Here is an 18,524-nt window from a genome sequence, read left to right as displayed (position 1 = left end):
CGTGTTACACATTGGCGATGCGGGTGTCCTTCCCCTTTTCGGCGATCGTCGGCCAGGACGAGATGAAGCGCGCGTTACTGATCGCAGCGGTAGATGCGCGGATCGGTGGGGTGATGGTGTTCGGCGACCGCGGCACCGGCAAATCGACCGCGGTGCGCGCGCTGGCCGCGCTGCTGCCGCCGATCGCGGCGGCTGACGCCGGCTATCAGGACGGCACGGTGCGCAAGGGCAAGGTGCCGGTGCCGTTCGTCGATCTGCCCCTAGGCGCGACCGAGGATCGCGTGGTCGGCGCGCTCGATCTGGAGCGCGCGCTGGGGGCGGGGGTCAAGGCGTTCGAGCCCGGGCTGCTGGCGCGCGCCAATGGCGGGTTCCTCTATATCGACGAGGTCAATCTGCTCGAGGATCATATCGTCGATCTGCTGCTCGACGTCGCTGCCTCGGGCGAGAATGTGGTCGAGCGCGAGGGGCTGAGCGTGCGCCATCCGGCGCGCTTCGTGCTGGTCGGCAGCGGCAACCCGGAGGAAGGCGAGCTCAGGCCGCAACTGCTCGACCGGTTCGGCCTGTCGGTCGAGGTGCGCACGCCGCAGGATCTGGCGCAGCGGGTCGAGATATTGAAACGCTGCGACGCGTTCGAGCGCGACCCGGCGGGGTTTGCCGAGATGTGGGGGCGGGCGGAACGGGCGACAGTGCGGCGCATTGCGCGCGGACGCGCGGCGCTGGCCGGCGTGGTGATGCCGGACGCGGTGCTCGGCTTTGCCTCACGGCTGTGCATCGCGGTCGGCGCGGATGGCTTGCGCGGCGAACTCACGCTGATGCGTGCGGCGCGCGCGTTGGCGGCGCTGGACGGCATCGCGGTGGTCAGCGCGGCGCAGATCTCCGCGGTCGCGCCGCTCGCGCTGCGGCACCGGTTGCGGCGCGCCGTGCTCGATGAGACGGGCTCGACGGCGCGGATCGAACGCGCGCTGGAGGAACTGGCGGCGTGAGCGCGGTCGGCGAGGAACGCCTCGCCGATGCGCTGCTCGCCGCGCGCCTGTGCGCGGTGGATCCGGGGCTGGGGGGCATGATCCTGCGCGGTGGCGGGGAGGCGCGGGATCTCGTCCTTGCCGAACTGCGCACGGGGCTGCCCGGCTGGGCGTCGGTGAAGCGCATGCCGGTGCATATCGACGATGAGCGGCTGCTCGGCGGGATCGATCTGGCGGCGACGCTGGCGCGGGGGGCGGCCGTGTCGCGCGCGGGGCTGTTGGCCGAGGCGGATGGCGGCGCGGTGATCGTGCCGATGGCGGAGCGATTGTCGGACGCAATGGCGGGGCGGCTGGCGGCGGCGATCGATGGCGATGCGCGCTTCGTGACGGTGGCGCTGGACGACGGGATCGAGGCGGAGGAGCGGTCGCCTGCTGCGCTGATGGAGCGGCTGGCATTCTGGATCGACCTTTCCCACGACCGTCATTCCGGCCATGGTCCGGGAGCCGAAGTCCCCCAGGCGGCGGCGCCGGAGGAGTCCTGGACCCCCGACCAAATTCGGGATGACGGGGAGGTCGTAACGGCGTTGGTCGCCATCGCCGTGGCGCTGGGCATCGACACGGCGCGGGCGCCGCTCTTTGCGCTGCGGGCGGCGCGGGCGGCGGCGCGGCTGGATGGGCGCGCGGCGATCGCCGAACAGGATATCCTCCTCGCCGCCCGGCTCGTCCTCGCGCCGCGTGCGACACGCCTTCCCACGGCAGAAGAAGCGCCGGCCGAACCGCCGCCACCACCACCGCAAGACTATGCCGGCGAGCAGGAGCAGGGCAGCCCCGCTGCCCTCGAGGACGTCGTGCTCGCCGCTACGCTCGCTGCCTTGCCCAAGGATGTGCTCGCGCGGATCGCCGCCGGCACCGCTCGTGACCGTCGCGCCACCACTGCGCATGGCGCGGGGGAGCGGCGCAAATCGGGCGCGCGCGGGCGACCGATGGGCGCGCGCGCCGGGCTGCCGGGCGGCGGGCGCCGGCTCGCGCTGATCGACACGCTGCGCGCCGCCGCGCCGTGGCAGAAACTGCGCGGCGCCGCGGGGCGCGTGGCGATCCGGCGCGACGATCTGCGCATCCGCCGCTTCGAGACGCGCGCCGAGGCAGTGACGATCTTCGCGGTCGATGCCTCGGGCTCGTCCGCGCTGGCGCGGCTGGCGGAGGCGAAGGGCGCGGTCGAGCTGTTGCTGGCCGAGGCCTATGTGAAGCGCGCGCAGGTCGCGCTGATCGCGTTTCGCGGCACGACCGCGGAACTGCTGCTGCCGCCGACGCGCTCGCTGGTGCGCGCTAGGCGAGCGCTCGCCGAACTGCCCGGCGGTGGCGGGACGCCGCTCGCCGCCGGCTTGCGCGCCGCGCAGCAACTCGCCGAGGCTGCGCGGGCGCGTGGGCGCACGCCGTTCCTCGTGGTGCTGACCGACGGGCGCGCCAATATCGCTGCCGATGGCCGCGCAGTGCGCGCGGCCGCGGTGGCGGACGCGATGGCGGCAGCAAAGGCGATCGGCGCCGGGGGCGTCCAGGCGGCGTTCCTCGACATCTCGGCCCGGCCCGGCCCGGAAGGCGCGGCGCTGGCAACGGCGATGCGCGCGCGCTACTTGCCGCTGCCGCGCGCCGATGCCGCGACGATGCACGCCGCGGTGCGCGCGGTGCAGCCGCGATGAGCGCACCGCTCTGGTCGGTCGACGGGCGCGACTGGCCGCATCGCGCGCACAGCCGTTTCGTCGCGGCCGGCCGGTTGCGCTGGCATGTCCAGACCTTCGGGCCGGAGGACGCGCCGGTCATGCTGCTGCTCCACGGCACCGGCGCTGCGACGCATAGCTGGCGCGGCATCGCGCCGCTGCTCGCCACGCAGTACCGCGTCGTGGCGATCGACCTGCCCGGCCACGGCTTCACGACCGGCCGCCCGATCGGTGGCCTGTCGATGCCGGCGATGGCGCGTGCGATCGCCGATCTGCTGCGCACGATGCAATTCGCGCCAACGGTGATCGTCGGCCATTCCGCCGGCGCGGCGCTCGCCCTCCGCCTGACGCTCGATGGTATGGCGACACCCGACGCGATCGTCGGGCTGAGCGCCGCCTTGCTGCCGTTTCCCGGGCTCGCCGCCCAGCTGTTCCCGACGCTCGCCCGCGCTCTGTTCGCCAATCCGTTCGCATCGCACTTTTTCGCCCGGCTCGCGCGTACGCCGGGCGAAGCCGCCCGTTTTCTCCAGCGCAGCACCGGATCGCGGATCGATGCCGAAGGCGTGCGCTGCTATGCGCGCCTGTTCGCCACCTCGGCGCATTGCGCCGGCGCGCTCGGTATGATGGCCGATTGGAATTTGGCCGCGCTCGAACGCGATCTGCCGCGGCTGCACACCCCGCTGCTGCTGATCCACGGCGACGCGGATGCCGCGATCCCGCCGTCGACCGCGTCCGCGGCCGCAGCGCTGGTCGTCAATGGCCGGCTTAAGATGCTCGCCGGTCTGGGTCATCTTGCGCACGAGGAGCGACCGGCAGAGATTGTCGCGCTGATCCGGGACTTCATCGGGGAGCGGAGATGAAAGACTATCTGGGCCTGTTCGATCTGGCGATTGCCGGCGTCCCGGTGATCCTCTTCTGCCTGTGGCAGCTCGTCTCGGTCCATCGCGAGATCGCCAAGGATCGCGCGCGCGATGCACCGGAACGCCCGTCACCAGATCGCTCTGGGCATACGATAGGGGAGCATCGACTGGACGATCGGTGAGCGGAAGCGCCCGAGCGCGAGACTCTCGTGCACGGCGCGGACATCCTCGCCGAACAAGCGCGTGGCCAGCGCCGAGCGCGCATAGAAGGGCGCGTCGATCCAGGTCTTGATCACCCGCGCCGCATGGCCGGCATCGGCCCGTGTCGCGCGTTTGATCCGCCAGCCGGTGCGCGGCAGCATGGCCGGCGCGGGCTGGACCACATCGTGCCAGCGGCCCTGGGCATCGAATTTGAGCGCGAGATCGAACGGCGTCCCGTCGCGCCGCCGCCCTTCGTACAGGACGGCAACGTCGTTCTTGAGGTGCGCGCGCGACCAGTGCCAGTCGTCGAACCCGTCTTCCAGCGGCTCGTCGCCGAAATTCGAGTCGAAATAGCCCGGGCCCGACCAGCGCAGGTTTGGATGCGTCATCTCGACCTCGACCCGTGCGCGCGGCGCGACCGGATGCCAGCGGTGCCGCCCGGCGGGATCGAGCGCGAAGGCGGTGGTGCCAATCATCGCCGGCCGGACGCGCACCGTGCCGCGCACCTTATACGGCAACGGCGCGGATATCTCGGCGATGTCGATCACCAGCGTGTCGCCATCCCAGTGCAGGCCGCTCGGGCCGACCTGGAAATGATCGGCATCGCGCTGCATCCGATGCGCCGGCCGCTCGGTCATGGCCCAGGCCGAACCGCGCGGCCCGGTGAGCGCGACGTTGATCGCGCAGTGGTTCTCGGGGGTCCGCCGCCCGCTGAGCTTGTAATATGGGGAAAAGACACTGCCGACAAAGGCGATGATCGTCAGGCCGTGGGCGCCGTCATCGCTGGTCGCGTCGATATACCACCAGGCATAGCCCCCGGCATCGACACGAACGTCGAAGCGCGGTCCCTGCGCAGGCAATCGACGGCTAGTCGGCCGGAAAGCGCCGCCATCGGGACGCCCGCGCCGGGGTGCGTGCTCCCGCCCGCGCAGTAGAGCCCAGGGATCCGCGTCCGGCTGCCCTGCCGGCGGAAGGAGGCCGCCCACCCGTGCGAGGCCGGTCCATAAAGGGCTCCACCCGTCGAGGGACACAGCGTCTCGAAGTCGGCGGGCGTCGTCAGCACCGTCGACGGCGCCAGCGCGAGCGACAGCCCCGCCCGCGAAACCATGTCCAGCATCCGCTTCGTACATGACGCCATCTCCTGTTGGGTGAAGCCGGCGCCGTCCCCGATCGGCGGCGCGTTGACGATGATCTGCACGCGTTCGGGCGCGGCGGGAGCGGCGCCGTGATCGTCGCGGTCCTGCGCGCAGAGATAGACGCTGGGCTGCGCGGCGAGCCGGCCGGCGGCGAGCGCGGCGAACTCGGTCGGATAATCGGGCGAGAAGAACACGTTGTGCCGCGCGAGCCGAAAGCCGGTCGCCTTGGCATGCCCGGTCCATACCAGCGCGCCGAGCGAGCGGCGCGCCGGCGGGGCCGCGGAGACGGCCGCACGCGCCGCGCCGCCGAAGCGGCCGTCGGCGAGCGCGGTGGGATCGGCGTTGCAGATCACGGCCGACGCGGCGATGCGCTCGCCGCCGGCCAGTTCGACGCCGGCGGCGCCGCCATGGTCGACCAGGATCGTGCGTACCGGCGAGCCATAGCTAAACTGCACGCCGTTGTGCCGGCCGAGCTGTTCCAGCGCGCCTGCCAGGCGATGCATCCCGCCATCGATCAGCCACACGCCGCTCGCCTCGACATGCGCAATCAGCATCAGCGTGGCGGGGCAGTGCAGCGGCGAGGAGCCGCAATAGGTCGCGTAGCGCCCGAACAACTGCCTGAGCCTGGGATCGCGAAAATAGTTGCCAAGCGCGTGCCACAGCGACGTATAGGGCCTGAGCGTGCAATAATCGGCAAAGCCGCGCGCGCCCATCCGCCAGCCGAGCGTCAGCGGATCGGGCTTGGTATGGCGCAGGAACGGCTGGTCGAGCGCCTCGAACAGCCGCTTCGCCTCGGCCCGGAAGGCGCGATAGCCGCGCGCCTCGGCCGCGCCGGCGAGGTCGCCGATCGCCGACTCGCTGGCCGCGGGATCGGCGAACAGGTCGAGTGTCGCGCTGCCCCAGGCATGGCGCGCCAGCGTTGTGGCCGGGCGCATCGTCAGGTGGCGATCGAGCGAGTCGCCACAGGCGGCGAAGACTTCCTCGAACACGGCGCGCAGCGTGAACACGGTCGGCCCCGCATCGATCGCCGCGCCGTCGACGGTCAGCGCGCGCAGCTTGCCGCCCGGGCCGGGCTGCGCCTCGATCACGGTCACCTCCTCGCCCTGTGCGGCAAGCAGTGCGGCGCTGACCAGCCCACCGATCCCCGCCCCGATCACCACCACGCCCGCATCCGCCATCGGCATCCTCCGATTGACGCGATGCTATCATGTGTCCACAAAACTGGACATATGAAATCGACCGGCTATCAGAACTATGGGTGGAGGGGGCGCTGGCTGGGCTGGCGCAACACCATGCTGGGCTCGCCGCGCTTCCAGCGCTTCGCGCAGAGCATTCCGCTGCTTCGCCCGATCGCACGACGCCGCGCGCGCGCGCTGTTCGATCTCGTCGCCGGCTTCACCTATTCGCAGATCCTGGCCGCCTGTATCGAGACCGGGCTGCTCGATCTGCTGGCGGAGGGGCCGCGCGACAGCGCGAGCGTCGCACTGCGACTCGATCTGCCGATCGCCGGCGCCGAGCGGTTGCTGCGCGGCGCCGCGGCGCTGGGCCTGGTCGAGCGGCTACGCGGCGGCTGGGCGCTGGGCAGCGACGGCGCCGCGCTGCGCGGCAATCGCGGGATCGGGGAGATGATCGCGCACCATCATCTGCTCTATGCCGATCTCGCCGATCCGGTGGCCTTGCTGCGCCGCGGCGGGGGCGGCGGCGCGCTATCGCGGCATTGGCATTATGCCGAGGCGGCGGGGCAGGGCGACAGCGCCGATGTCGCCGGCTATTCGCGGCTGATGGCGGCATCGCAGCCGTTGGTCGCGGCGCAGGCGCTGGACGCCTATCCGCTGCACCGGCACCGTCGTTTGCTCGATGTCGGTGGCGGCGAGGGTGCGTTCCTCAGCGCGGTCGCGGCGCGCCACGATCGGCTCCGGCTCGGCCTGTTCGATCTCCCCGCGGTCGCGGCGCGGGCGACGCAGGCGTTCGAGTCGGCCGGGCTGGGCGGCCGGACCGACGTGTTCGGCGGCGACTTCCTGCGCGATCCGCTGCCGACGGGTTACGATATCATCTCGCTAATCCGCGTGCTGCACGATCATGACGATGCGCCGGCATTCGCGCTGCTGCGCCAGATCCATGCCGCCTTGCCCCCCGGTGGGACGGTGCTGATTGCCGAGCCGATGGCGCGCACGCCGGGCGCCGAACCGGCCGGCGACGCCTATTTCGGCTTCTATCTGCTGGCGATGGGATCGGGCCGGCCCCGCAGCGCCGGCGAGATCCGCGCCATGCTGCGCGCGGCCGGTTTTGTCGCATCGCGCGTCCGGCGGACGGCCATGCCGCTCACGACGCGCGTCATCGTCGCCCGACGCCAATGAATGTCCAATCTAGTTGACAATACGAAGTGTCTAGATCAGTCTACGGGTTATGAGGTTCATTTAGGACCCATGAGGGGACGGTCGTATGGACGCAATGGCGGTCATACTGGAAGCGCCGGAGCGGCTCGCGCTGCGACCGCTGGCACTCAACCCGATGCGCGATGGCGACGTCCGCGTCGAGATCGACTGGAGCGGGATCAGCTCGGGCACCGAGAAACTGCTGTGGACCGGGCGCATGCCGGATTTTCCCGGCATGGGCTATCCGCTGGTGCCGGGCTACGAATCGGTCGGCCGGATCGTCGATGCCGGTGCCGATGCGCGCGCCCGGATCGGCGAATGGGTCTTCGTGCCGGGCGCGAATTGCTATGCCGAGGCGCGCGGCCTGTTCGGCGGCACGGCGCGGCAGGTGCTGCTGCCCTCGGCGCGCGCCATCCCGATCGCCGAGTCGCTCGGGCGCAACGGTATCCTGCTCGCGTTGGCAGCGACCGCGCATCATGCGATCGCGCTCGGCGGCGTGCCCGAACTGGTCATCGGCCACGGCATTCTCGGCAGCCTGATCGCGCGCCTCGCGGTCGCCACCGGCGGGGATGCGCCGGTCGTGTGGGAGACCAATCCCGAGCGGCGCGACGCGTTCGGCTATGCGGTGATCGATCCGGCCGACGATGCCCGGCGCGATTATGCCGTGATCTGCGACGCGAGCGGCGCGGCCGACGCGCTCGACCTGGCCTTTGCCCGGCTCGCCAAAAGCGGGGACGTGGTGCTGGCCGGTTTCTACGATCGCCTGTCCTTTGCCTTCCCGCCGGCCTTCGTGCGCGAGGCGCGGCTGCGCATCGCCGCCGAATTTACCGCGGACGACGTGACGGCGGCGCTCGAACTGATCGAGACCGGCCTGCTCGAACTCGATGGGCTGATCAGCCATGCGCGGCCCGCGGCCGAGGCGGCGGAGGCCTATCCGCAGGCCTTCACCGACCCGCAATGCCGCAAGATGGTGCTCGATTGGAGAGCGATATGAGCATGTTCGATCCCGCACCCTTGCGCGAGGAGGCCGGGCAGGAGCCCGATCCCGTGCATCGCGGCCCGGTGACCAAGGAAACGCAGATCATCGCGATCTACGGTAAGGGCGGCAGCGGCAAGTCGTTCGCGCTCGCCAATCTCAGCTACATGATGGCGCAGCAGGGCAAGCGCGTGCTGCTGATCGGTTGCGACCCTAAGAGCGATACGACCTCGCTGCTGTTCGGCGGCAAATCGACCCCGACGATCATCGAGACCAGCAGCAGGAAGAAACTGGCCGGCGAGACGATCGGGATCGAGGATGTCTGCTTCCAGCGCGACGGCGTGTTCGCGATGGAATTGGGCGGGCCCGAGGTCGGCCGCGGCTGCGGCGGTCGCGGCATCATCCATGGCTTCGAAACGCTCGAGAAACTGGGCTTCCACGAATGGGGCTTCGATTACGTGCTGCTCGATTTCCTCGGCGACGTGGTGTGCGGCGGGTTCGGCCTGCCGATCGCGCGCGACATGTGCCAGAAGGTGATCGTCGTCGCGTCGAACGACCTGCAATCGCTCTATGTCGCCAACAACGTCTGCAAGGCGGTGGAATATTTCCGCAAGATGGGCGGCAATGTCGGCGTCGCGGGGATGATCCTCAACAAGGATGACGGCACCGGCGAGGCCAATGCGTTTGCGCAGGCGGTCGGCATCCCGGTGCTGACCGCGATCCCAGCGAACGAGGATATCCGCAAGAAGAGCGCGAACTACCAGATCATCGGCAAGCCCGGCGGGCAATGGGCAAGCCTGTTCGAGGAACTGGCGATCAACGTGGCGGAAGCACCGCCGTTGCGGCCGACACCGCTCGACCAGGATGGGCTGCTCGGGCTGTTCTCGGCGGACGTAACGGGGGCGGATTATGCGCTGCGGCCCGCGAGCCAGGCGGACATGCGTGGCGTGGCGTACGTCCCGAAGCCGACGCTCGAAGTCGTGTACGACGCGGTCTGATGAGCGCGCTTCCCGCCTCTCCATCGTTCTCCCGCGAAAGCGGGAGTCCAGAGTTACAGGGCGAAGCGCCCGCGACCCTTGACCCCCGCCTGTGCGGGGGAACGCGTGTTGCCGACCGCATCGTGCTGAACGAGGCGGCAAGCGGCGGATGTGCAAACGGCACCACCTTGCGCGACGCCGCAGTACTCGCCGGCAAGTCCGATATCCTGGCGCGCTATGACGCGGATTATCCCAAGGGCCCGCACGACCAGCCGCAATCGATGTGCCCCGCCTTCGGCTCGCTCCGCGTCGGGCTGCGGATGCGGCGTACCGCCACCGTGCTCTCGGGCTCTGCCTGCTGCGTCTACGGCCTGACCTTCACCTCGCATTTCTACGGCGCCAAGCGCAGCGTCGGCTATGTGCCGTTCAGTTCGGAGACGTTGGTCACCGGCAAGCTGTTCGAGGATATCAAGGAAGCGGTCGAGGGACTCGCCGATCCGGCGCTGTACGACACGATTATCGTCACCAACCTCTGCGTGCCGACCGCCTCGGGCGTACCGCTGCAATTGCTGCCCGACCAGATCAATGGCGTGCGCGTGATCGGCATCGACGTACCGGGGTTCGGCGTGCCGACGCATGCCGAGGCGAAGGACGTGCTGGCCGGCGCGATGCTGGAATATGCGCGCAAGGAAGCCGAGACCGGCCCGGTCGCCGCACCGAAGCACCGCGCCGACAAGCCGACCGTCACCTTGCTCGGCGAGATGTTCCCGGGCGATCCGCCGGGCATCGGGCTGTTGCTCGAGCCCTTGGGGCTTGCCGCCGGGCCGGTCGTGCCGACGCGCGAGTGGCGCGAGCTCTATGCCGCGCTCGATTGCGCCGCGGTGGCGGCGATCCATCCCTTCTACACCGCCAGCGTGCGCGCGTTCGAGGCGGCGGGGCGGACGGTGGTGGGCTCGGCGCCGGTCGGCGCGGAGGGGACGGCGGCGTGGCTCGACGCGATCGGCGCGGCGTGCGGTATTGCTCAGGGAAAGGTCGATGCGGCCAAGAACCGCTTTCTCCCCGCGATCCGCGGCGCGCTCGCCGCCAAACCCATAACGGGGCGGATCACCGTATCGGGCTATGAAGGGTCGGAACTGCTCGTCGCGCGGTTGCTGATCGAGAGCGGTGCGGACGTGCCCTATGTCGGCACTGCCTGCCCGCGCACGATCTGGTCCGATCCCGATCGCGACTGGCTCGAAGCGCGCGGCGTCCGCGTGCGCTATCGCGCCAGCCTCGAACAGGATCTGGCGGCGGTCGACGAATTCGGCCCCGATCTGGCGATCGGCACCACGCCGGTGGTGCAGCATGCCAAGCAGCGGGCGATCCCCGCGCTCTATTTCACCAACCTGATTTCCGCACGGCCGCTGATGGGGGCGGCCGGGGCGGGGAGCCTCGCCCAGGTGGTCAACGCCGCGCTCGCCAATCAGGCGCGCTTCGAGCGGATGACGGCGTTTTTCGAGGGCGTCGGCACGGGCGCGACCGCCGGCATCTGGGAAGAGACGCCGGTCGACCGGCCCGCGTTCAAGGCCAGATATGCCGCCAAGCGCATTGCCGCCGCCAAGGCGGAAGAGAGCGTGGGGTCATGAGCGTGGGTCTTCACCCCCGTCACCCTGAACTTGTTTCAGGGTCCACCGGGCAACAAAGGCAGACCGCCATTGTTGCGTGGTGGATGCTGAAACAAGTTCAGCATGACGAAGCGTTTGGGGGGGACGTCACGCCATGACCCTCATCCTCGATCATGATCGTGCCGGCGGCTATTGGGGGGCAGTCTACGCCTTCACCGCGATCAAGGGGCTGCAGGTGATCATCGACGGGCCGGTCGGCTGTGAGAACCTGCCCGTCACGTCGGTGCTGCATTATACCGATGCGCTGCCGCCGCACGAACTCCCGATCGTCGTGACCGGGCTTGGCGAACAGGAACTGGGCCGCGACGGCACGGAAGGCGCGATGAAGCGCGCCTGGGCGACGCTCGATCCGGATCTGCCCGCCGTCGTCGTGACCGGCTCGATCGCCGAGATGATCGGCGGCGGGGTGACGCCCGAGGGCACCAACATCCAGCGCTTCCTGCCGCGCACGATCGACGAGGATCAGTGGCAGGCGGGCGACCGCGCGCTGACCTGGCTGTGGACGCAGTTCGGCGCCAAGACGGTGCCGGCGCCGCGGCCGCCGAAAGCGGGCGAGCGGCCCAAGGTGAATATCATCGGCCCGATGTACGGCACGTTCAACATGCCCTCCGATCTGGCCGAAATCCGCCGCCTGATCGAGGGGATCGGCGCCGAGGTGGGGATGGTGTTCCCGCTCGGCAGCCATCTTGCAGATGTCCGCAAGCTCGCCGAGGCGCAGGTCAATGTGTGCCTGTACCGCGAGTTCGGCCGTGGACTGTGCGAAATGCTGGAACGCCCCTATCTGCAGGCGCCGATCGGGCTCGACAGCACGACGCTGTTCCTGCGCACGCTCGGCAAGCTGACCGGGCTCGATCCCGAACCGTTCATCGCCCGCGAAAAGCACAGCACGATCAAGCCGCTCTGGGACCTGTGGCGCTCGGTCACGCAGGATTTCTTCGGCACGGCGAGCTTCGGCATCGTCGCCACCGAGACCTATGCGCGCGGCATCCGCCATTTCCTCGAGACCGACATGGGGCTGCCCTGCGCCTTCGCGTTCAGCCGCTCGGCCGGGATCAAGCCGGACAATGACGCGGTCAAGGCGGCAATCCGCGATACCCCGCCACTGATCCTGTTCGGTAGCGTCAACGAGCGGATGTATCTGGCGGAAGCGGGCGGGCGCGGCATCTATGTGCCGGCGAGCTTTCCCGGCGCGGTGATCCGCCGCCATACCGGCACGCCGTTCATGGGCTATGCCGGGGCGACCTATCTCGTCCAGGAAGTGTGCAACGCGCTGTTCGACGCGCTCTTCCATATCCTGCCGCTGGCCGGCCAGCTCGACCAGGCCGAGGCGACGCCGGCGCGGATCGAGCGCGCGGTGGCGTGGGACGATGCCGCCAAGAGCGCCTTCGATGCCGAGGTGGAACGCGCGCCGGTGCTGGTGCGCATCTCGACCGCCAAGCGCATCCGCGACGCCGCCGAGCGCGCCGCGCGCCGCGCGGGCGAGCCGAGCGTCACGCCCGAGCGCCTCGCGCGCGCCATCCTCGAAAGCCGCGCGGCATGAGCGCGGCGCGCCTTTCCCGCCCGATCGCGCCGCGATCGCCGCGGATCACCAGATCCATGCGGGCATCCGGCCCGCGCGGATGCAGGGAGCGCCGTGTCACGCTCCTGTCCTCGTCGGGAACAACGGAGACGTCAAAATGAGCGACCTGAGAGACAGAGACGAACGCATGGGGCCGGGCACCTACCTGACCCCCGAAGAGGCCAAGGAGTTTCACAAGCTGTTCATCACCAGCTTCCTGATCTTCACGGTCGTCGCGATCATCGCACACTTCCTGGTGTGGAACTGGCGGCCCTGGTTCTGACCCGGCGCTTTTCGACACCTCAAACCCTAACGAGAGGAACCTCGTCATGTGGCGAATCTGGCTGATTTTCGATCCGCGGCGGTCGCTCGTCGCCTTGTTTACCTTCCTGCTGGTGCTGGCCTTGCTGATCCACTTCATCCTGCTCAGCACCGATCGCTTCAACTGGCTGGATGGCCCGCACAAGGCGGCGACCGTGGTCCAGCCGACCACGCCGACGGGCAGCTGACGCGCTGCCGAGCGGATCCGGGCGGGCGGGGCACGCCTCGTCCCCCGATGACCTAAACCACGCCCCGGGCAGCTGCACGGGGACGGAGAGATGCCATGGCGCTGCTGAGCTTCGAGCGGAAATATCGGGTGCGGGGGGGCACGCTGATCGGCGGCGACCTGTTCGATTTCTGGGTCGGCCCCTTCTATGTCGGCTTTTTCGGCGTCACCACCGCGATCTGCGCGTCGCTCGGCACAGCGCTGATCTTCTACGCCGCGTCGCTGGGGGATACGTGGAACCCGTGGCTGATCAGCATCGCGCCGCCGGACATCTCCTACGGCCTCGGGCTGGCGCCGCTGCGCGAGGGCGGATTCTACCAGATCATCACGATCTGCGCGATCGGCGCGTTCGTATCCTGGGCGCTGCGCCAGGCCGAGATCTGCCGCAAGCTCGGCATCGGCTATCACGTGCCGTTCGCCTTTGGCTTCGCGATCTTCGCCTATGTCTCGCTGGTCGTAATCCGGCCCTGGCTGCTCGGCGCCTGGGGGTTCGGCTTCCCCTACGGCATCTTCAGCCATCTCGATTGGGTGTCGAACACCGGCTACCAATATCTCCACTTCCACTACAATCCCGCGCACATGATCGCGGTGAGCTTCTTCTTCGTCACCGGCGGGGCGCTCGCCTTCCACGGCGCGCTGGTCCTGTCGGCGGTCAACGTCGCGCCGGGGGAGACGGTCAAGTCGCCCGAATATGAGGACGCCTTCTTCCGCGACACGATCGGCTATTCGATCGGCACGCTCGGCATCCACCGGCTGGGCCTGTTCCTCGCGCTGTCGGCCGGCTTCTGGAGCGCGGTGTGCATCATCATCTCGGGGCCGCTATGGACCCGCGGCTGGCCCGAATGGTGGACGTGGTGGCTCAACCTGCCGATCTGGTCCTGAGGGGGGTATGATGGCGCGCTATCAGAACATCTTCACGCAGGTGCAGCTGCGCGGTCCGCTCGAAGCCGGGCCGCTGCTGCCGCCGGGCAGCTTCCGGCGGCTGGGCCAGGGCAGCTACAATTACTGGGCGGGCAAATTGGGCGCGGCGCAACTGGGGCCGATCTATCTCGGCCGGCTGGGCATCGCGTCGCTGATCTGCGCCTTTACCGCGTTCGAGATCATCGGGCTCAACATGTTCGCCAGCGTCGGATGGGATCCGGTCCAATTCGTCCGCCAACTGCCGTGGCTCGCGCTCGAGCCGCCCGGGCCGCAATGGGGCTTCCAGCTGTTCGTGCCGCTGGCCGAAGGGGGCTGGTGGCAGATGGCGGGTTTCTTCATGAGCACGTCGCTGATCCTGTGGTGGGTACGCACCTTCGCCCGCGCGCGCGCGCTCGGCATGGGCACGCATATCGCCTGGGCGTTCGGCGCCGGCATCCTGCTGATCCTGACGCTCGGATTCATCCGCCCGCTGCTGATGCAGAGCTGGGCCGAGGCGGTGCCGTTCGGCATCTTCCCGCACCTCGATTGGACCGCGGCCTTCTCGATCCGCTACGGCAATCTGTTCTACAATCCGTTCCACTGCCTCTCGATCGCCTTTCTCTATGGATCGACGATGCTGTTCGCGATGCACGGCGCGACCATCCTGGCGACGGGCCGCTACGGCAGCGAGCGCGAGATCGAGCAGATCATTGATCGCGGCACCGCGTTCGAGCGCGGCGCGCTGTTCTGGCGCTGGACGATGGGCTTCAACGCGACCGCGGAATCGATCCATCGCTGGGCCTGGTGGTTCGCGGTGCTGACGCCGCTGACCGGCGCGATCGGCATCCTGCTGACCGGCACGGTGGTCGACAATTGGTACCTCTGGGCGGTGCTGCACGGTTATGCGCCGAGCTATCCCAGCACCGGCGTCGTCGATCCAGCCAGTCTGCCGGGAGCACCGCAATGACCAGGATCATCACCCCGCTGGCCGCGGGCGCCGCCCTCCTGCTGCTCGGCGGTTGCGAGCTCGGCGCCAAGCAGAGCACGCAGACCGGATTTCGCGGCGCCGGATTGGAGCAGATCGTCGATGTCAGCGAGATCAAGGAGGCGGCGGAGATCCCCGCGGCGCCCTATCCGTTGCCGCCGGACGGTGGCCCGACCGCAGGGCAAAGCTATCAGAACATCAAGGTGCTGAGCGGCCTCAGCAAGGAACGGTTCGACCATCTGATGGCCGAGATGAACCAGTGGGTGGCACCGCCCGCGCAGGGATGCAGCTATTGCCACAATCCCGAGAACATGGCCTCTGACGAGAAATATACCAAGATCGTCGCGCGGCGCATGCTGCAGATGACGCAGACGGTCAATTCGCGCTGGGCGAGCCATGTCAAGCAGACCGGCGTGACCTGCTATACCTGCCATCGCGGCAATCCGGTGCCCGAATATAAATGGGCGATCGCCGAGGGCACGCCCACACCCGGCACGATCCTGCGCAACAAGCATGGGCAGAACACGCCCAACCAGAATGTGGGCTATGCGTCGCTGCCCTATGATCCGTTCGCGACCTATCTTGCCGGCAGGAGCCAGATCCGCGTCGCGAGCAGCAGCGCGTTCCCCAGCTCCAAGCATATCGTCTCGATCAAGGATGCCGAGAAATCCTATGGGCTGATGATGCATGTCAGCGGAGCGCTCGGCGTGAACTGCACCTATTGCCACAACAGCCAGTCGTTCCGCGCGTGGAACCTCAGCAGCGCGCAGCGCGGCACCGCTTATTACGGCATCCGCATGGTCCGCAACATCAACGAGGATTATATCACCTCGCTGCAATCGGTCTTCCCGGCCTATCGCAAGGGGCCGCGCGGCGATCCCTACAAGGTCAATTGCACCACCTGCCACCAGGGCGTGTCGAAGCCGCTCGGCGGAGTCAGCATGATCGCCGAGGCGCCGGTGCTGCGCGGTGTGGCGCCGGCGGAGACACCGGCGGGCGCAGCGGCCGTGCCCGCCGCATTCGCCAAGCCGGCGGCGATGACCGGCAGGAAATGACCCGCGCCGCGCCCCCGGCGGCGCGGATCGGGTGGTCACGCGGCGATCGCGCATGATCCGCGATCACGAGCTGCGCGCCGCGCTGTCCGAGGAAATGCATCTCCGGCGCCTGCCGCGCCTGGCGGCGCCATGCCGGCTGATGCAAATCGTCACCGTGCTGGGCGAGGGCGCCGCCGACACGGCGCGCGCGCATATCGACACACTGGCGGCCGCCGCGCGCGCGATCGTGCCGGTGGCGGGGAAATATGGCGTGCTCGCCTTGGGGGCGGTGATCCTGGTGTGGGAACGGCACACCGAATTCGCCACCTATACATTGCTGCGGGCCGGCGCGGCGGAAACGCCGTTCGATCCCGCATTGTTCGAGCCGAGCTTATCGACCGTGCTCGCAGAAATGCCGGGCGCGATTATCCGCGCGACGCAGATCGCCCTCGTTGCCGGCACGGCCGACGACCCGCAGCCGGCCGCGCTCGATGCCTGGTTCGCCCCCGAGGCGACGATCGTGTGCGACGTGGCCGAGGGCGGCGCGCGGATCGTGTCCGACTTCCGGCTCAACGATGACGGCTATGGCCGCCTGCTGGTGTTCGATCGCGGCCTGCAGCGCGACGAGCCGGCGCAACTGGTGATGCGGCTCCAGGAGCTGGGAAATTACCGCAACATGGCGCTGCTCGGCCTGCCGCTCGCGCAACGCCTGACGCCAAGCGTGAGCAAGCTCGAGGCGCGGCTTGCCGAGCTGACCCATGCGGTGTCGGAGCGCATGTCGGAGGACGACCAGCTGCTCGACGAGCTTACCTTCCTTTCGGCCGAACTCGCTCGCCTGGTCGCCGAGACGCGCTACCGGATGAGCGCGACGCGCGCTTATGCCCAGCTCAGCACCGATCGGCTTGCCAGCCTGCGGATCGGCGCGGTGCGCGGTTATCAGACGCTCGCCGATTTCACCGAACGGCGCCTGATCCCGGCGGTGAGAACCTGCGACTCCTTTTCCGCGCGGCTGGAGGATCTGTCGCAACGCGCCGCCTGGACCAGCGAATTGCTGCGCACCCGCATCGATATCGCGTTGAGCAAGCAGAACCGCGATTTGCTGCGCTCGATGGACCGGCGTGCGCGGCTGCAACTGCGCCTGCAACAGACGGTGGAGGGGCTGTCGGTGGTGGCGATCAGCTATTATCTCGTCGCCCTGGTCGGCTATCTGCTGTCCGCGCTGCCCGGCGTGCGGCACGATCTGGCGCTGGCGATCACCGTGCCGCTGGTTGTCGCGCTCGTCGCATTTGGCCGCTGGCGTTTGCACCGGCAGTTGCGCGACTAAGCGGCGCGCGCGGCACCTTCGGCCTGGCCCTGCTTGCGCAGCGGAAGCGTAATCCGGGGGCGTCAGGTATCCGGGCGACGCAGGATCACGCCGCGAGCGCGCGGCGCGCGAGTTCGCATTGCGACCAGATCTCACTCAGCGCGCTGACCAATTTGTCGATATCGCCGTCGCTATGCACCGGCGACGGCGTCAGGCGCAGGCGTTCGGTGCCGACCGGCACGGTCGGGTAGTTGATCGGCTGGACGTAGATGCCGTGCTGCTCGAGCAGCCAGTCGCTGATCCGTTTGCACTTGTGCGCATCGCCGACCATCACCGGGATGATGTGGCTGGGATTGTCGAGCGTCGGGATGCCGATCGCGTCGAGCCGGCGCCGCACCTTGGCGACACGGTCACGATGCTGCGCGCGCTCGATCTCGCTGGTTTTGAGGTGGCGGATGCTGGCGGTCGCGCCGGCGGCAAGCGCGGGGGGCAACGCGGTGGTAAAGATGAAGCCGCTGGCGAAGCTGCGCACGAAATCGCACAAGGCGGCCGACGCGGCGATATAGCCGCCCATCACCCCGAACGCCTTGCCGAGCGTGCCTTCGATCACGGTGACGCGGTCCATCAATCCCTCGCGCTCGGCGACGCCGCCGCCGCGCGGTCCGTACAGGCCGACGGCGTGCACTTCGTCCAGATAGGACATCGCGCCATGCGCCTCGCACACGTCGAGGATCTCCGCGATCGGCGCGATATCGCCATCCATCGAATAGACGCTTTCGAACGCGACGAGCTTGGGCCGCGCGGGATCGAGCGCGGCGAGGCGGCGGTCGAGATCCGCGGGCGAATTGTGCTCGAACTTGTGCACTTCGGCGCGGCTGTGGCGGATGCCTTCGATCATCGAGGCGTGGTTGAGCGCATCGGACAGGATCACGCAGCCGGGCAGGCGCGCGCCAAGCGTGCCGAGCGCCGCCCAGTTCGAGACATAGCCCGAGGTGAACAGCAAGGCGGCTTCCTTGCCGTGCAGGTCGGCCAGCTCGGCCTCGAGCAGCACATGGCTGTGCGTGGTGCCGGAAATGTTGCGCGTGCCGCCCGCGCCGGCGCCGCAGCGATCGAGCGTCTCGTGCATCGCACCCAGCACCTTGGGATGTTGCCCCATGCCGAGATAGTCGTTCGAGCACCAGACGGTGACCGGGCGGCGACGCGTATCGACGAACTGTTCCGCGGCGGGGAAGGCGCCGGCCTTGCGCTCCAGCTCCGCGAAGATGCGGTAGCGGCCATCGTCCTGCAGCTTGGTCAGCTCGGTTGCGAAAAATGCCTCGTAATTCATGGCG

Annotated in this window: 18 protein-coding genes; 15 read left to right on the top strand and 3 right to left on the bottom strand. The window is 68.9% G+C overall.

The features are described from left to right. Window positions 1-17 precede the first annotated feature (17 nt). Genes NV401_RS13235 through NV401_RS13220 form a run of 4 tightly spaced genes read left to right on the top strand, consistent with a single transcriptional unit; the run spans window position 18 to window position 3,719 of the window. Window positions 18-983 (top strand): ATP-binding protein, encoded by a 966-nt coding sequence (locus NV401_RS13235; RefSeq protein WP_261294907.1) that lies wholly within the window; start codon window positions 18-20, stop codon window positions 981-983. Further along, window positions 980-2,659 carry a magnesium chelatase subunit D gene (locus NV401_RS13230; RefSeq protein WP_261294906.1) on the top strand — a complete coding sequence of 560 codons (1,680 nt, stop codon included), beginning with the start codon at window positions 980-982 and terminating at the stop codon, window positions 2,657-2,659. Before NV401_RS13235 ends, NV401_RS13230 begins: the two co-directional genes overlap by 4 nt. Continuing rightward, the gene (gene bchO, locus NV401_RS13225; protein ID WP_261294905.1) at window positions 2,656-3,537 is read left to right on the top strand and encodes an alpha/beta fold hydrolase BchO; all 882 of its coding nucleotides are present in this window, start codon (window positions 2,656-2,658) and stop codon (window positions 3,535-3,537) included. The genes NV401_RS13230 and bchO overlap by 4 nt, the downstream gene beginning before the upstream one ends. Continuing rightward, window positions 3,534-3,719: a hypothetical protein gene (locus tag NV401_RS13220; RefSeq protein ID WP_261294904.1), complete on the top strand. Its 186-nt coding sequence runs from the start codon at window positions 3,534-3,536 to the stop codon at window positions 3,717-3,719. Before bchO ends, NV401_RS13220 begins: the two co-directional genes overlap by 4 nt. On the opposite strand, the gene NV401_RS13215 is transcribed toward NV401_RS13220, so the two are convergent. Both NV401_RS13215 and crtD read right to left on the bottom strand, forming a co-directional pair. Then, window positions 3,666-4,598, bottom strand: coding sequence for a hydratase (locus tag NV401_RS13215; protein WP_315369508.1), 933 nt, complete (start codon window positions 4,596-4,598; stop codon window positions 3,666-3,668). The two genes, NV401_RS13220 and NV401_RS13215, sit on opposite strands and share 54 nt — an antisense overlap. Next, window positions 4,499-6,052, bottom strand: a complete 1,554-nt coding sequence (gene crtD / locus NV401_RS13210; RefSeq protein WP_261294903.1) for a 1-hydroxycarotenoid 3,4-desaturase CrtD — start codon at window positions 6,050-6,052, stop codon at window positions 4,499-4,501. Before crtD ends, NV401_RS13215 begins: the two co-directional genes overlap by 100 nt. A 51-nt stretch (window positions 6,053-6,103) precedes the next feature. On the opposite strand from crtD, the gene NV401_RS13205 reads away from it, so the two are divergent. From NV401_RS13205 to NV401_RS13155, 11 genes are all read left to right on the top strand, one after another. Beyond that, window positions 6,104-7,231, top strand: coding sequence for an acetylserotonin O-methyltransferase (locus NV401_RS13205; protein ID WP_261294902.1), 1,128 nt, complete (start codon window positions 6,104-6,106; stop codon window positions 7,229-7,231). A gap of 85 nt (window positions 7,232-7,316) precedes the next feature. Further along, a complete protein-coding gene (gene bchC, locus NV401_RS13200) occupies window positions 7,317-8,243 on the top strand; it encodes a chlorophyll synthesis pathway protein BchC (protein WP_261294901.1) in 927 nt (308 codons plus the stop codon). Then, window positions 8,240-9,223, top strand: a complete 984-nt coding sequence (locus tag NV401_RS13195; RefSeq protein ID WP_261294900.1) for a chlorophyllide a reductase iron protein subunit X — start codon at window positions 8,240-8,242, stop codon at window positions 9,221-9,223. Before bchC ends, NV401_RS13195 begins: the two co-directional genes overlap by 4 nt. Window positions 9,224-9,345: 122 nt before the next feature. Further along, on the top strand, window positions 9,346-10,827 hold the full coding sequence (gene bchY, locus NV401_RS13190) for a chlorophyllide a reductase subunit Y (protein WP_380816673.1): 1,482 nt from the start codon (window positions 9,346-9,348) through the stop codon (window positions 10,825-10,827). Between the two features lie 133 nt (window positions 10,828-10,960). After that, window positions 10,961-12,406 carry a chlorophyllide a reductase subunit Z gene (gene bchZ / locus NV401_RS13185; protein ID WP_261294898.1) on the top strand — a complete coding sequence of 482 codons (1,446 nt, stop codon included), beginning with the start codon at window positions 10,961-10,963 and terminating at the stop codon, window positions 12,404-12,406. A 136-nt stretch (window positions 12,407-12,542) separates the two neighbouring features. Next, entirely contained in the window at window positions 12,543-12,707 is a 165-nt protein-coding gene (gene pufB, locus NV401_RS13180) for a light-harvesting antenna LH1, beta subunit (protein ID WP_261294897.1), read from the top strand. A gap of 46 nt (window positions 12,708-12,753) precedes the next feature. Next, window positions 12,754-12,933 carry a light-harvesting antenna LH1, alpha subunit gene (gene pufA, locus NV401_RS13175; protein ID WP_261294896.1) on the top strand — a complete coding sequence of 60 codons (180 nt, stop codon included), beginning with the start codon at window positions 12,754-12,756 and terminating at the stop codon, window positions 12,931-12,933. Between the two features lie 95 nt (window positions 12,934-13,028). Beyond that, window positions 13,029-13,853 (top strand): photosynthetic reaction center subunit L, encoded by an 825-nt coding sequence (pufL, locus tag NV401_RS13170; protein WP_261294895.1) that lies wholly within the window; start codon window positions 13,029-13,031, stop codon window positions 13,851-13,853. Window positions 13,854-13,863: 10 nt separating this feature from the next. Then, the gene (gene pufM, locus NV401_RS13165) at window positions 13,864-14,838 is read left to right on the top strand and encodes a photosynthetic reaction center subunit M (protein WP_261294894.1); all 975 of its coding nucleotides are present in this window, start codon (window positions 13,864-13,866) and stop codon (window positions 14,836-14,838) included. Next, the gene (gene pufC, locus NV401_RS13160) at window positions 14,835-15,911 is read left to right on the top strand and encodes a photosynthetic reaction center cytochrome PufC (protein ID WP_261294893.1); all 1,077 of its coding nucleotides are present in this window, start codon (window positions 14,835-14,837) and stop codon (window positions 15,909-15,911) included. Before pufM ends, pufC begins: the two co-directional genes overlap by 4 nt. Window positions 15,912-15,963: 52 nt before the next feature. Further along, window positions 15,964-17,214: a DUF3422 domain-containing protein gene (locus tag NV401_RS13155; RefSeq protein ID WP_261294892.1), complete on the top strand. Its 1,251-nt coding sequence runs from the start codon at window positions 15,964-15,966 to the stop codon at window positions 17,212-17,214. 85 nt (window positions 17,215-17,299) lie between these two features. Here the strand turns inward: NV401_RS13155 and hemA are convergent, their stop codons facing one another. After that, window positions 17,300-18,520 carry a 5-aminolevulinate synthase gene (gene hemA / locus NV401_RS13150; protein ID WP_261294891.1) on the bottom strand — a complete coding sequence of 407 codons (1,221 nt, stop codon included), beginning with the start codon at window positions 18,518-18,520 and terminating at the stop codon, window positions 17,300-17,302. Window positions 18,521-18,524: the final 4 nt, after the last annotated feature.

Source organism: Sphingomonas hylomeconis (assembly GCF_025370105.1).
Classification (GTDB): Bacteria; Pseudomonadota; Alphaproteobacteria; order Sphingomonadales; family Sphingomonadaceae; genus Sphingomonas; species Sphingomonas hylomeconis.
The sequence above is the reverse complement of the archived record's forward strand: the minus strand, read 5'-3'. Positions and strand labels throughout refer to the sequence as shown.

Bases quoted from the DNA above. Each gene is read 5' to 3' on its own strand.
- NV401_RS13235 (WP_261294907.1), top strand. From the start codon at position 18: ATGCGGGTGTCCTTCCCCTTTTCGGCGATCGTCGGCCAGGACGAGATG.
- bchO (WP_261294905.1), top strand. From the start codon at position 2,656: ATGAGCGCACCGCTCTGGTCGGTCGACGGGCGCGACTGGCCGCATCGC.
- NV401_RS13220 (WP_261294904.1), top strand. From the start codon at position 3,534: ATGAAAGACTATCTGGGCCTGTTCGATCTGGCGATTGCCGGCGTCCCG.
- crtD (WP_261294903.1), bottom strand. From the start codon at position 6,052: ATGGCGGATGCGGGCGTGGTGGTGATCGGGGCGGGGATCGGTGGGCTG.
- NV401_RS13205 (WP_261294902.1), top strand. From the start codon at position 6,104: ATGAAATCGACCGGCTATCAGAACTATGGGTGGAGGGGGCGCTGGCTG.
- bchC (WP_261294901.1), top strand. From the start codon at position 7,317: ATGGACGCAATGGCGGTCATACTGGAAGCGCCGGAGCGGCTCGCGCTG.
- NV401_RS13195 (WP_261294900.1), top strand. From the start codon at position 8,240: ATGAGCATGTTCGATCCCGCACCCTTGCGCGAGGAGGCCGGGCAGGAG.
- bchZ (WP_261294898.1), top strand. From the start codon at position 10,961: ATGACCCTCATCCTCGATCATGATCGTGCCGGCGGCTATTGGGGGGCA.
- pufB (WP_261294897.1), top strand. From the start codon at position 12,543: ATGAGCGACCTGAGAGACAGAGACGAACGCATGGGGCCGGGCACCTAC.
- pufA (WP_261294896.1), top strand. From the start codon at position 12,754: ATGTGGCGAATCTGGCTGATTTTCGATCCGCGGCGGTCGCTCGTCGCC.
- pufL (WP_261294895.1), top strand. From the start codon at position 13,029: ATGGCGCTGCTGAGCTTCGAGCGGAAATATCGGGTGCGGGGGGGCACG.
- pufM (WP_261294894.1), top strand. From the start codon at position 13,864: ATGGCGCGCTATCAGAACATCTTCACGCAGGTGCAGCTGCGCGGTCCG.
- pufC (WP_261294893.1), top strand. From the start codon at position 14,835: ATGACCAGGATCATCACCCCGCTGGCCGCGGGCGCCGCCCTCCTGCTG.
- NV401_RS13155 (WP_261294892.1), top strand. From the start codon at position 15,964: ATGATCCGCGATCACGAGCTGCGCGCCGCGCTGTCCGAGGAAATGCAT.
- hemA (WP_261294891.1), bottom strand. From the start codon at position 18,520: ATGAATTACGAGGCATTTTTCGCAACCGAGCTGACCAAGCTGCAGGAC.